The sequence below is a fragment of the Roseovarius albus genome, from assembly GCF_900172335.1.
GTDB lineage: Bacteria > Pseudomonadota > Alphaproteobacteria > Rhodobacterales > Rhodobacteraceae > Roseovarius > Roseovarius albus.
Window position 1 is genome coordinate 14324 of the sequence record NZ_FWFX01000018.1, and the last position, 13062, is coordinate 27385.

The following is a 13062-nucleotide window of genomic DNA, read 5'->3' on the forward strand; positions in this document are numbered from 1 at the left end:
GTTAGAAAACATGGCAGTCACAGGCACGCCCTCTTCTGGAAATGACACCCTGACGGGTGACAACGCCGATGATGAAATCATAGGCGAAGAAGGCAATGACTCTATCGATGGCGGTGGCGGCGGCGACACAATCTATGGCGATATCCGGTATCTATCGAATGGCGGTTTGAATTCCAATCAGGCCGACAACAGTTGGTCTCCCGGTGTTGTAGACGGGTGGTTCAACACCGGCTCAGGTGGCGTTATTGAGCGCTGGGGAGACGGCTTCTTGGGCCTGTCCACAGCAGATGGATCACCCTTTATCGAGTTGGATGCAAACACCGGCGGTGGGCTGGATCATGTACAGACCAATCTTGAGCTGGAAACCGGGACCAGCTACACGCTGAGCATTGATCACGCAGCCCGCGCCAGCGGCGGCACAAATGACGATTTCGAAGTCACCCATAATGGCGTTGTGATTGCAACTATATCGCCATCATCCACCAGCTTCTTTACGACAACAACCGTCACCTTGACCGGGCTATCAGGGACCGACACCATCGGGTTTCGCGAGATATCGGGGCAAAGCAACAGCCTCGGTGTGTTGCTGGACAACATCCAGATCTCCCTCACCCAGAGCGAGGTGGATAGCGGGTCATTCACCTACAATGACACGATTGATGGCGGCGCAGGTGACGATCGCATATACGGTCAGGAAGGCGATGACCTGATCACCGGCGGTCTGGGGGATGATTACATCGAGGGCGGCATTGGTGAGGATGTCTTTTCCATCACCGAAAACGGCGGCTTCGATACCATCGGGGACTTTGTCATTGGCGAGGACCTATTGGATGTGTCCACGTTGCCCGATGGATCTGGCGGATTGGTCGACACCAGCAATGTGACCGTGACGTCGGACGGCGAAGCAGGATCGATTCTAACGTTTTCCAACGGCGAACAAGTCCGGCTGGTTGGCGTCGCGACAGATCAACTGGATACGGACGCCGAATTGGAGGCGATCGGCATTCCTTGCTTTGCTGCAGGAACTAAGATTGGTACCGAAACAGGTGATATCGCTGTTGAACGATTGAAAACTGGGTGCCACATCTATTGCATTGACGCTGTGACTGGAGACACTTTCTTAAAACCCTTGCGGCGCGTGTTACGCACGGCTGTGCACGCTGATATGCTGCGCGCCAATCCCAAGCTGTATCCCATCCGGATATCTGCTGGGTCCTTGGGCAATCACTTGCCACATCGGGACTTGCTGGTGTCTCGACAGCATCGGATGGTCGTTTCGTCAAAGATTTCAAAACGCATGTTTGGAAGCACTGAAATCTTGGTGCCCGCAGTCAGATTGCTCGACCTGCCGGGTGTCTTTGCTGATGAACGCGTTGAAAGACTCGAATATTTTCACCTGCTATTCGATCAGCACGAAGTTATTTTTGCCGAAGGCGCCCCAACTGAGAGCTTATATGCAGGACCTGAGGCCCTAAAGTCTGTCCCCCCCGAGATCCGCCAAGAGATGCTAACCTTGTTCCCTGAATTGCGTGCCGCAGATAGTACGCCAGAGCCCGCACGGCTTATGCCATCGCGTCAGGCAACAAAAACGTTGATCGCGCGACACGTCAAGAACGGGCAGCCGTTGTTGCAATCGTTTGTGGCTCCCAATTTCTGATCAGGCCCGTTTTTAGTCTGGCGGCGCGAAGGCGGCAAAAACCTCGGCAGCAGTCATCTTTTTCGTCTTACCCGCAAAAGAATAGCTATCAGGCTTTTGGTCGATAAAGATCTCTTCACTCACCTTTACGCCTGATGGGTCATCTAGGGTGCCAAAGCCGAAATGGAACTGGCCATGATGTGGCCCGGGTGCCGTGACTCGGTAGAACAAGCTGGTGCCGCAGTTTTTGCAAAACCCCCGTTCCGCCCATTCTGAAGATGTATAGGTTGTGATGTTATCTTCGCCGGTGAAACTCACCTGATCCGCATCCGCCGAATAACCGATGTAAACCCCACCCGACCATTTGCGGCACATGTCACAGTGGCAAATCCCGCAGGTATCTGAGGCGTTCTTAATTGTGTAGCTGACGGCCCGACAAAGACATGATCCAGATTTATCCATTATGCATAACCTCTCTAGTTTCCTGGCATTTTCAGCAATTCCAACAGAGCCACAGTGAAATTCTCCGGCGCTTCCTGCGGAGGATTGTGCCCGACTCCCGGTAAGATCTCTTGGCGGAACTCGCCCTTGAAATGCGATTTGATTGCATCTTCATCTGATGGTGGATCCACCCCATCATCTGCGCCTTTGAAAATGATACTTGGCGCAGAAATATCTGGTTGAGTGGCAAGGCGCGCCTCAATTTCCGCAACGCTTGGATCTCCGGGGATGCCACCAAAACGATGCTGATAAGAATGTATGACAATATCCACGAAATCAGAGTTCTCAAAGGACGCCGCTGTCGCATCATATGTTGCCTGATCAAACGCCCAGGTGGGCGACCAGATTTTCCAAATGAATTGGCACAGTCCCTTACGGTTGTTCTCCAGCGCGGTGCGCCCACGCAGAGTATGGAAGTAATACATATACCAGTAGAGAGCTTCTTCCTCGGGGGGTGCAGGATTTGCGGCACCAGCAATATCTTGAATATTGTAGCCAACCCCACAACTGAGAAGCCCCTGCACCCGTTCAGGCCAGAGGGCCGCAACAATACAAGCGGCGCGCCCGCCCCAATCAAACCCGCCAAGAACGGCTTGCTGGATATCAAGTGCGTCCATAAAGGCCAATAAATCTGCGCCAAGAGCCGCTTGTTCACCCGAGCGCGGCGTATCATCAAATAAAAACCGCGTCGGGCCATATCCGCGCAAATATGGCACAAGGCTGCGGATCCCCTTCTTGGCCAACAATGCTGCAACATCATCATAGCAACGTGGATCATAGGGAAATCCATGCATCAAGATCACAACCGGGCCGTCCGCTGGACCGAACTCATGAAAGGCGATTTCAAGTACGTCTGTAGAAACGAATTTCATCCAAAGACCTTTGTGAACCCGTAAAACCACTGCTGGCAGGCTAGGGGTAAGCCCTTAGCCTCGCAAGGGCATTATAGAACTGCATCGTCCAACAAGTATGTCACGGCCCCAAGCCCAGCCCAGCGTCCAGTGGCTAGACAAGCTGTCAACAGATAGCCCCCGGTTGGGGCCTCCCAGTCCAGCATTTCACCAGCAGCAAAGGTTCCGGGCCGCTGGCTGAGCATGAAGTGTTGGTTCAATGCGTTAAACCGCAAACCACCCGCGGTTGAGATCGCTTCGTCCATCGGGCGCAGCCCGGCATAAGGAACCGGCAACGCCTTGATCACAGAGGGCAGATCATCGGGCAAAGGTTTAGAAAACTCCATCAACAGAGCCAGCTTGGCCGGGGGGAATTTGAGCGTTTTGCGCAGATGATTGGAGAGGCTGGTTTTACCGCGTGGGCGGCTTATCCGCTTGCGCAGCTGATCCAACGAGACGTCTGGGGAAAGATCAATGCAAAATGTTGCACCCTCTCTCAAGGCTGGCGTCAAGGGATAGAGCCCACCACCCTCGAGACCACGCCTCGAAATCACCGCCTCCCCACGTGACGTCAAATCGCCCGCTTGCCAACGGACCGACTTGAGCGCTGCGCCGAAGTAAGGCGTCATATGATCCGACCACGTGACTGACAACGCCGCGTTGGAAGGTTGGAACCGCGAAAGGTCCGCTTTGGGCAAATGCGCCGCCCAAGCGCCGTCAGATCCCAAACGCGCCCAACTGGCCCCACCGCAAGCCAGAACGGTTACGTCGGGCGTCGCTGAAACCGTCCCGTCAGGCGTTTCAAACTGCAGCGCATCGCCCTGCCAGCCCCGCCAGCGCCAACGGGTTCTGACCTCAACACCCTGTTCACGCAGTCGTGCTAACCAGTTGCGCAACAGCGGCGAGGCTTTCATCACCTTGGGAAACACCCGCCCGGTGGAGCCGGTGAACAGATCCTGACCAAGGTCTTCAGCCCAAGCCATCACATCGCCCGGGCCAAAACCCTCCAGCATCGGGCGCAGATCCCCCGCGCGATCACCGTAAGCCGCCAGAAAGGTTTCAAACCCTTCCGCCTTGGTCAGGTTCAACCCGGACTTTCCGGCCATCAGAAATTTGCGCGCAGGGCTGGGTTTGGCCTCAGCCACCAGCACAGAATGCCCGGCGGCAGAAATCACATCCGCCGCCATCAACCCAGCGGGGCCCGCGCCGATGATGACAACCTGTTTCATGCAGTTGATGGCAACCCCTCGTGCTGCACCACCTCGGGCGGATTTTCCCAATCCATTTTGACACCTCACACTCATACTCTCTGCGCCTGTCTTGCCCTTTGAGCGCTCCGGGATCAATAGAGACGCCCAATGCAACGTATATTTGGCCCATTACTCGCAGTGAATACTTTTAAAGGTGTTTCAGATGTGGAATTTAATGCAAATATTCGGAATGGTTGTATTCTCTCGAGTAACAAACCCAAACTTGTGGAGTAAGAATGCCCTATGCGTTTTAAGAACAAGAAGTGTCCACGGCCGGTTTCGAATTTGTAGAGTGGGAAGAGGTCTTTCTGCCGATGGCGAACCTGCATGGTGGGCCTGCTTTGGAGGACCTAAGCCTTCTTCCTAAAAAAGCGCGCCGCACCGACAAGTTAAAGCTCAAGGATTTCACGTCAATCGATGGAAAGGCTTGCGTCAGTCAAAAATTCAAGGACGCAGTCGAGAGTTTGGAGCCCGGTGCACATCAATTTTCATCGATTGAGTTGCAGGAAAAAGACGGAACACCCATTCCTGAACAATATTATCTGTTCAACAACTGCCAAGCTGCGCCTTGCGTGCTTGCAGCCCACAGCGAGATGAAACCTGTAAGTTATACATATCACGAAAATATGCCGTTCTATTTTTGCCATAGCACAAATGTTGGTCTGAGTCGTCAGGTGGTTGAAGGGTGGCACCTTTGTGGAGGGAGCATAATCCTCCCATCGGGATGTGTTTTCATGTCTGATGAATTGTTCAAGCGGTTTAAGCAAGATCGCCTGAAACCATTCCGTTATCACGAGGCCACCTTTTTTGATGAGCCGTGGATGGCGGAAGAGAATGTGCCTGAGCTTGTTCAGTGGATGAAAGACAATCCTGAGCTGGCAGAAGATAAGAAGCGTTTCTTTGTGAAAAAGTCTATTAAACAAAACTAGAGCGCACAATTCCCACTCCCACTGCAAGTGAACGATGGGTTGAAAACCCAACCTACGGCATAGGGCCAATCTTGGCGATCCATGGCACCAGCGGCTTAATCAGTTGTGTTTCGCGCCCCTTCGATTTAGGGAAGGCCTTACCTTGGGGTGCGCAGGCGACTGCGCTGAGATGCTGACAAGCGAACCCGTTGAACCTGAACCGGCTAGAACCGGCGGAGGGAAGGTTATCGGATCATTCATCCATCCTTACCCATTCCGTCGCAAAGGAGGATGAGATGAAACATCTATTTTTTGCTGCGGGCGTTTTGAGCGCAACTGTTGCGGCTGCTGAAACACCTGAACTGACTGTGTATACCTATGACAGCTTTGTCTCGGATTGGGGCCCCGGCCCGCAGATCAAAGAAGCGTTTGAGGCGAACTGCGGCTGCACGTTGAATTTGGTTGGCGTCGAGGATGGCGCAGCCCTGCTGGCAAGACTGAAACTGGAAGGTGAAAACTCTGACGCCGATGTGGTTCTGGGTTTGGATACCAACCTGATCGTCGCGGCCAAAGACACCGGTCTTTTGGCCGAGCATGCGGTCATGGCCGAGTATGACCTGCCGGTGGAATGGAACGACAGCACCTTCGTGCCCTACGACTGGGGTTACTTTGCCTTTGTTCTGAACGCTGATGCTGACGCGCCTGACAGCTTTGAGGCGCTTGCGGCCAGTGACATGAAAATCGTCATTCAGGACCCTCGTTCATCGACCCCCGGTCTGGGGCTACTGCTCTGGATTAAAAGCGTTTACGGCGACCGTGCGCCAGAAATCTGGGAAGGTCTGGCGGATAACGTTTTGACCGTGACCAAGGGCTGGTCAGAGGCTTATGGACTTTTCCTGGAAGGCGAAGCTGACATGGTGCTGAGCTATACCACCTCCCCCGCCTATCACCTGATCGCCGAGGAAGACGCCAGCAAGAAAGCGGCGGCCTTTGACGAGGGTCACTATATGCAGGTCGAAGTTGCTGCCAAACTGGCAGGCTCCGATCAATCCGATCTAGCCGATCAATTCTTGACCTTCATGGTCTCGGACGCGGCACAGGCGATCCTGCCGACCACCAACTGGATGTACCCTGCGGTTCTGCCAGAAGCGGGCCTACCAGAGGGGTTTGAAACGCTGATCACACCGGAAAAATCCCTGCTGCTGAGCGCCGAAGACGCGGCAGCAACGCGTGATGAGGCACTAGCCGAATGGCTGGGCGCGCTCAGCCAGTAAAACCAACCTTAGGTGTCAGCGCCGCAGCCTTGGTTGCGGCGCTGATCCTTGCTGCCTTGGCCGCCGTTGCCTTGCGCGCCGAGCCTGGTCGCGGACTGGGGCCCAGCGATTGGGCCGCTTTGAAATTTACCCTGACACAAGCCTGTCTCTCTGCGCTCATCAGCGTGGCGCTGGCCATTCCCTTGGCGCGCGCGTTGGCGCGGAGGCGTTTTTATGGCCGCTCTGCATTGATTGCCTTGCTGGGGGCACCATTCATTCTACCGGTCATCGTCGCCATTTTGGGTTTGTTGCAGGTCTTTGGTCGCTCGGGATGGATCAATACAGCACTTGAGGCCCTCGGTCTGCCGGCGGTTTCGATTTATGGCCTGCACGGCGTTGTTCTGGCGCATGTGTTCTTCAACCTGCCATTGGCCACCCGCCTGATCTTACAAGGCTGGCAAGCTATTCCGGCAGAGCGCTTTCGCCTCGCGGCACAATTGAACCTGTCTAGCACCGCGATGTTCCGACTGATCGAATGGCCGATGCTGGCGCGTGCCATGCCCAGTGCTTTGGCCACGGTCTTTGCGATCTGCCTGACCAGTTTTGCGGTGGCGCTGTCCCTTGGGGGCGGGCCAAAGGCCACAACCATCGAGCTGGCAATCTATCAGGCATTCCGGTTTGATTTTGATCTGGGGCGCGCCGCGATGCTCTCGGCCTTGCAAATCGCGCTGACCGCGACGGCGGGCTTAATGGCCTTGCGTCTGGCACGGGGCGAAGGCTTTGGCGCGGGGTTAGATCGGCCTGTGCAACGATGGGACGGGGATACGGTCGCGGCACGCGGGTTGGATACCCTTTGCATTGTGCTGTCTGCCTTATTTTTGCTGTTGCCATTGGGAGCGATCATCGGCGCAGGGCTGGCCAATCTTTTGAGTTTGCCCGAGGTGATCTTTCGCGCAGCATTAACGTCTATCCTGGTGGCCATTGTCAGCACGGTCATCTTGCTCTTGTTAGCCTTGCCCATGGCAATGGCCATCGCCACCGGACGTGGCACTTTGGTAGAACTAAGTGGCATTTTGGGGCTCGCAGCCTCGCCGTTGGTGATCGGCACCGGGCTGTTCATCATTTTGCGCCCTGTGACCAATCCCGCCGACTGGGCCTTGCCGGTCACCGCCTTGGTCAACGCCATCTCCGCCCTGCCCTTTGCGCTGCGCATTCTTGTGCCGAACACGCGAGACGAAGTGGCGCGCTATGGTCGGTTAGCGCTGTCGCTGGATATGGCTGGCGCGCCCTTTGTCTGGCGGGTTCTGCTCCCGCGCCTGCGTCCGCAAATTGGCTTTGCTGCCGGGCTGGCAGCCGCCTTGTCTATGGGCGACCTTGGCGTCATTGCCTTTTTCGCCGGGCCGGACTTCGCCACCCTGCCCTTGCAGACCTATCGCTTGATGGGGGCCTATAAAATGGACGCCGCCGCTGGTGCAGCGTTGCTTTTGCTGATTTTATCCTTTGGCGCATTCTGGGCGCTGGATCGTGGAGGGCGCTGGCATGCTGAAGTTTGAGAATTGTTTGATCCAGAATGGCGGTTTTACCCTGTCTGCTGACCTGAGTATCGAGTTCAGCCAGTCCGTTGCGGTGATCGGCCCGTCTGGTGCTGGGAAATCCACCTTGATCGAGACAATTGCCGGGTTTCGAGATTTGGCACAGGGGCGTATTAACTGGGCCGGTCAGGACATCACCCATTCGGCACCGGCGCAGCGCTCCATTGCGATGCTGTTTCAGGATGGTAACCTGTTTCCGCATCTGACGGCGACGCAGAACGTCAGCCTTGGTCTCACGCACAGCAAGCGTTTGACCACGGATCAGACGCAGACCGTCGAGGCGGCGCTGGCCCGTGTTGGTCTATCCCAACTTGGTGCCCGCAAACCGGCCGAGCTGTCGGGCGGGCAACAAAGTCGCGTGGCGCTGGCTCGGGTCTTGGTGCAACGGCGGGATCTGTTGTTGCTGGATGAACCGTTTGCCGCGCTTGGACCTGCGTTGAAGGCCGAGATGTTGGATCTGGTGGCAGAACTGGTGGTGGAAACGGGCACCACATTGATGATGGTCAGCCATGACCCCGAAGATGCCCGCCGCATCACCGGTCAAGCCATTCTTGTAGCGGATGGTGTAGCCCATGCCCCTGCCCCGACAAATGTGTTGCTGGACAACCCGCCAGAGGCCCTGCGTGCCTATTTGGGTTGATCAGAGCGCCCGCCCCGAGATCCAGACCTGTTTGATTGCGCGATCATCGCCCATCATGATGGTGGGGAATACTGCCTCCCAAATATCCTCTGCCCTTGCAGATCGCTGCGCAATGGCAGGCGTCGACGATAGGTCGAGCGCAATTAGGTCAGCTTCCATCCCGACTTGGATGTTCCCGATCTTATCCGCCAGATGCAGCGCCTGCGCGGATCCAGCCGTCGCCAGCCAATAAAGCTGCGCCGGATGCAGCGCCGTGCCGGTCAGTTGGCCAATCTCATAGGCCGCCGCCATGCTGCGCAGTACGGAAAAGGATGATCCCCCGCCAGTGTCGGTGGCCAATCCAACCGCAAATCCTTCCGCCTTGCGTTGTGCCATATTGAACAGACCAGATCCGATAAAGGTATTCGAAGTCGGGCAATGGATCAGGCTTGCGCCGACCTCTCTCAAGCGATCAATTTCCCGCGTTTCCAAGTGGATCGCATGACCATAGAGGCCCCGCTCGCCCAGCAAACCGTAGACCTCATAAGTATCCAGATAATCGCGAGCCTGTGGAAACAGCGATTTGACCCATTCGATTTCATCGACCTGCTCGCTCAGATGAGTTTGCATCAGGCACTCGGGGTGTTCGGCCCACAGACGACCCAGCGCTTCAAGCTGTTCTGGTGTCGAGGTCGGCGAAAACCGCGGTGTGATGACATAGGACAATCGCCCTTGGTCGTTCCACTTCTGCAGCAAGCGCTTGCTATCATCATAAGCTGATTGCGCCGTATCGCGCAGGCCCTCAGGCGCATTGCGGTCCATGCAGGTTTTACCTCCCAGCGCCCGCAAGCGACGCGTAGACGCCTCTGCAAAATATGCATCCACGCTTTCCGGGTGGATGGTGCAATAGCTGACAGTGGTGGTGGTGCCGTTTTGCAGGGTCAGATCAAAGTATCGGCTGGCCACCTCCTTTGCATAGTCCAGATCTCTGAACTGCATTTCTTCTGGAAAGGTATAGGTGTTCAACCAGTCAATCAGCCGCTTGCCCCAGCTGGCGATGATCCCGGTTTGGGGATAGTGGGCATGGGCGTCCACAAATCCGGCGGTGATCAGCGCATTACCTTGGGCCTGCACCTCGGCATTGGGGGCCTGCCTGCGCAAATCATCAGCTGTTCCAACTGCCGCCACACAGCCATCCCGAATCAAAACCGCCTCATTGAGATGCGCCGCATCCTCAGGCACCCCTTCGAATGGCGAGTGAGCAAAGCTTAAGACCTGCCCGGTGATGATAAATTCCGCCGACATTCACACACCCTTTGCATAGATCGAATAGCCACTGTTGCACGAAGCATACGCCAGCCCCCGGGCAGAGGTAAATCCGGCGATGTGCATTGTTTTTTCGAACCCGCTTGAGTAAGCACATGACCAAGCGAACAGGGGGCATACATGGTAGATGAGACGGACCAGCCAGATCTGGAGGATGATCGCGACGACGACGCCTATGAGCTGGATGAGGACGCCGTTGACCGTATCATTGAAGCCGTCGAAGCGGGCAACCAGACGCGATTGCAAGAAGAGCTGGAACCCCTGCACGCCGCCGACATCGCCGACCTTTTGGAACAGATCAGCCGCTCGGAACGCCGCGATCTGATCCTTCTATATGACCGCGACTTCGATGGCGAAATTCTGTCAGAACTGGACGATTCCCTTCGCGAAGAAGTGATTGGAATTCTTCACCCCGAAGTTCTGGCAGACGCTGTGCGCGAGCTTGAAACCGACGATGTTGTCGATCTGGTTGAAGATCTTGAAGACGAGCAGCAAGAGGCCATCCTTGGCGCTCTGGAAGACAGCGACCGCGTTGCAGTTGAAAGCTCACTGACCTATCCGGAATACTCCGCCGGCCGTCTGATGCAGCGCGAAGTGGTGATGGCACCAGAGCATTGGAATGTCGGCGAGGCGATTGATTACCTGCGCGACCAGGACGACCTGCCTGAGCAGTTTTACCACATCACCCTGGTGGATGTGCGTATGCGCCCCGTTGGGGATGTCACCTTGGGCAAGCTCATGGCTTCGCGCCGCGAGATTTTGCTCACTACCATTGTCGAAGACAGCTTTCATGTCATCCCCGTCAATCAAGACGAGGAAGACGTGGCCTATGCCTTCAATCAGTACCATCTGATTTCTGCCCCGGTTGTAGACGAAGATGAGCGCCTTGTTGGCGTGATCACCATTGATGACGCCATGGCCGTACTGGATGAAGAGCACGAAGAAGACATCATGCGCCTGGCTGGTGTCGGGGAAAATTCACTAAGCGACAAGGTGATCGAAACCGCCAAGGGCCGGTTCCCCTGGCTCGCGGTGAACCTTGTCACCGCGATCCTTGCGTCGATGGTGATCTCGATGTTTGATCAGGAGATTGCTCAGTTGGTCGCCTTGGCGGTGTTAATGCCGATCGTCGCCTCTATGGGCGGCAACGCAGGCACACAAAGTTTGACAGTGGCAGTACGTGCCATCGCCACCAAAGACCTTACAGGCCGGAACGTCTGGCGGGTTATTCGACGTGAAGTGCTGGTTGGACTTATTAACGGAGTCATCTTTGCGATTGTCATGGGATTGGTCGGGATCTTCTGGTTTGGCGGACCAGAGCTGGGGTATGTCATTGGTGCCGCGATGGTCATCAATCTGGTCGTTGCCGGACTGGCAGGCACGGTCATTCCCGTGCTTTTAGAGCGTGTCGGTGTGGATCCCGCGCTCGCCTCCGGTGCGTTTGTGACAACAGTCACCGATATAGTTGGATTCTTTGCCTTTCTCGGGCTCGCAGCAGTGGTGCTTTTATGACAGATCTAACCGAAATCAAGGCCGCAGCACGCAAGGCCGCTTTTGCCCGCCGCAAAGAGGCGCATGGCGCTGGTGGAACGGGGCGCAGTGGTCGCTTATCCGAGGTTCTAGCCGGATATCGCGGCGTGCCAATGTCAGGCTATATGCCGATCCGCACCGAAATCGACCCCCTGCCCGCAATGGCAGAGGCAGCAGCTTATGGCCCTGTTGGCGTTCCGGTCATTGAAGGGGCTGGCTTGCCGTTAAAGTTCTCCCGGTGGGAGCCGGAGTGCTCCTTGAAAGAAGGGCCATTTGGAGCGCAGATTCCCGAGGTGGATGATTTCTTTGAACCAGAGATCGTCATCGTGCCGCTGGTAGGCTTTGACCGTAATGGCGGGAGGTTGGGATATGGCGGCGGGTTTTATGACCGCACGCTGGAACTTCTGCGCGGCAAACGCGCGACACTGGCAATTGGTTTTGCCTATGGCGCACAAGAAGCTGAAAATCTACCATTGGAGCCAACAGACCAGCAATTGGATATGATCATCACTGAAAATGAGATCATCAATATCGATCGCTCGTGAAATAACCAGACGCCAATGGAACTGTGTGCTAAATGCCCACAATTCGGGCTGAATTTGCATAGCACTTCGTTTACGACTGAAAATCCGCACTCCTGTCTTGCCCTTTGAAACTGGCCTGCCTAACACCGATCACATGAAGATTTTGTTTCTTGGCGATGTTATGGGGCGTGCTGGACGGCGCGCGGTTGTGGAAAACCTGCAGCGTCTGCGCGACGATTGGCGGTTGGATTTTGTCGTGATCAATGGTGAAAACGCCACCGGCGGCATGGGGCTAAGCGGTGCACATGCCAAACTATTGCTGGATGCCGGGGCTGATTGTATCACGCTGGGCGACCATGCCTTTGATCAAAAGGACATGCTGCAGTTCATCCAGGGTGAGTCGCGCATCATCCGCCCCCTGAACTATGCCAAAGACGCCCCGGGCCGTGGGTATCGGGTGTTCTCAGACCGCCGAGGCCGCAAGATTTTGGTCACGCAAATGCTGGGACAGGTGTTCATGAAACGCCCGTTTGATGACCCTTTTTCCGCCGCCGACGCCGTGTTGCGTGCACATCCACTGGGCGGCGCGGTTCAGGCCGTTTTGGTGGATATTCACTGCGAAGCGACCAGCGAAAAAATGGGCATGGGTCATTTCTGCGACGGACGCGCCAGTGTTGTTGTCGGAACCCACACACACGTGCCCACAGCCGATACTCAGATCCTGCCCAAAGGTACTGCCTTCCAGTCGGATGCCGGCATGTGCGGCGACTATCTAAGTGTTATCGGCATGGATCCCGTTGAGCCTATGCGCCGCTTTGTCACCGGCATGCCCAAGGCGCGCTTTACCCCGGCTGAGGGTGAAGCCACGCTGTCCGGCCTTTATGTGGAAACCGACGACAAGACCGGCAAGGCCATCAAGGTCTCGATGATCCGTCAGGGCGGGCGTCTGTCGCAAAGCGGCCCTGAATAAGCGCCTTGCCCCTTTCCGGCAGTTAGGCAAAGATCACAAGACACACAAAGGGATCTGCATCAT

Annotated in this window: 12 protein-coding genes and 1 riboswitch; of the genes, 8 read left to right on the plus strand and 4 right to left on the minus strand. The window is 55.9% G+C overall.

Annotated features, from left to right (window positions below):
• Nucleotides 1-10 precede the first annotated feature (10 nt).
• Nucleotides 11-1657, plus strand: a complete 1647-nt coding sequence (locus ROA7450_RS21485) for a Hint domain-containing protein (protein WP_085807584.1) — start codon at nucleotides 11-13, stop codon at nucleotides 1655-1657.
• A 12-nt stretch (nucleotides 1658-1669) separates the two neighbouring features.
• Here the strand turns inward: ROA7450_RS21485 and ROA7450_RS19215 are convergent, their stop codons facing one another.
• The 3 genes from ROA7450_RS19215 to ROA7450_RS19225 form a co-directional block, all read right to left on the minus strand.
• Nucleotides 1670-2098 (minus strand): GFA family protein, encoded by a 429-nt coding sequence (locus ROA7450_RS19215; protein WP_085807585.1) that lies wholly within the window; start codon nucleotides 2096-2098, stop codon nucleotides 1670-1672.
• A 14-nt stretch (nucleotides 2099-2112) separates the two neighbouring features.
• Complete coding sequence (locus ROA7450_RS19220) at nucleotides 2113-3009, minus strand: alpha/beta fold hydrolase (RefSeq protein ID WP_085807586.1); 897 nt, start codon at nucleotides 3007-3009, stop codon at nucleotides 2113-2115.
• A gap of 71 nt (nucleotides 3010-3080) precedes the next feature.
• A complete protein-coding gene (locus ROA7450_RS19225) occupies nucleotides 3081-4256 on the minus strand; it encodes a TIGR03862 family flavoprotein (protein ID WP_085807587.1) in 1176 nt (391 codons plus the stop codon).
• Between the two features lie 284 nt (nucleotides 4257-4540).
• On the opposite strand from ROA7450_RS19225, the gene ROA7450_RS19230 reads away from it, so the two are divergent.
• The 4 genes from ROA7450_RS19230 to ROA7450_RS19245 all read left to right on the plus strand — a co-directional run bounded on the left by ROA7450_RS19230 (nucleotide 4541) and on the right by ROA7450_RS19245 (nucleotide 8670).
• The gene (locus ROA7450_RS19230; protein ID WP_085807588.1) at nucleotides 4541-5206 is read left to right on the plus strand and encodes an imm11 family protein; all 666 of its coding nucleotides are present in this window, start codon (nucleotides 4541-4543) and stop codon (nucleotides 5204-5206) included.
• A 133-nt stretch (nucleotides 5207-5339) separates the two neighbouring features.
• Nucleotides 5340-5444, plus strand: a riboswitch (TPP riboswitch).
• Nucleotides 5445-5481: 37 nt separating this feature from the next.
• On the plus strand, nucleotides 5482-6459 hold the full coding sequence (thiB, locus tag ROA7450_RS19235) for a thiamine ABC transporter substrate binding subunit (protein WP_085807589.1): 978 nt from the start codon (nucleotides 5482-5484) through the stop codon (nucleotides 6457-6459).
• Entirely contained in the window at nucleotides 6435-7991 is a 1557-nt protein-coding gene (locus tag ROA7450_RS19240) for a thiamine/thiamine pyrophosphate ABC transporter permease ThiP (RefSeq protein ID WP_085807590.1), read from the plus strand. Before thiB ends, ROA7450_RS19240 begins: the two co-directional genes overlap by 25 nt.
• A complete protein-coding gene (locus tag ROA7450_RS19245) occupies nucleotides 7978-8670 on the plus strand; it encodes a thiamine ABC transporter ATP-binding protein (protein WP_085807591.1) in 693 nt (230 codons plus the stop codon). The genes ROA7450_RS19240 and ROA7450_RS19245 overlap by 14 nt, the downstream gene beginning before the upstream one ends.
• Here ROA7450_RS19245 and guaD read toward each other — a convergent pair whose 3' ends face one another.
• Nucleotides 8671-9954, minus strand: coding sequence for a guanine deaminase (gene guaD, locus ROA7450_RS19250; RefSeq protein ID WP_085807592.1), 1284 nt, complete (start codon nucleotides 9952-9954; stop codon nucleotides 8671-8673). It abuts the gene before it with no gap.
• 141 nt (nucleotides 9955-10095) lie between these two features.
• Here guaD and mgtE point away from each other — a divergent pair, with 141 nt between their 5' ends.
• The 3 genes from mgtE to ROA7450_RS19265 all read left to right on the plus strand — a co-directional run bounded on the left by mgtE (nucleotide 10096) and on the right by ROA7450_RS19265 (nucleotide 12999).
• A complete protein-coding gene (mgtE, locus tag ROA7450_RS19255) occupies nucleotides 10096-11487 on the plus strand; it encodes a magnesium transporter (protein ID WP_085807593.1) in 1392 nt (463 codons plus the stop codon).
• Complete coding sequence (locus tag ROA7450_RS19260; protein WP_085807594.1) at nucleotides 11484-12050, plus strand: 5-formyltetrahydrofolate cyclo-ligase; 567 nt, start codon at nucleotides 11484-11486, stop codon at nucleotides 12048-12050. The genes mgtE and ROA7450_RS19260 overlap by 4 nt, the downstream gene beginning before the upstream one ends.
• A 133-nt stretch (nucleotides 12051-12183) precedes the next feature.
• Complete coding sequence (locus ROA7450_RS19265; protein WP_085807625.1) at nucleotides 12184-12999, plus strand: TIGR00282 family metallophosphoesterase; 816 nt, start codon at nucleotides 12184-12186, stop codon at nucleotides 12997-12999.
• Nucleotides 13000-13062: the final 63 nt, after the last annotated feature.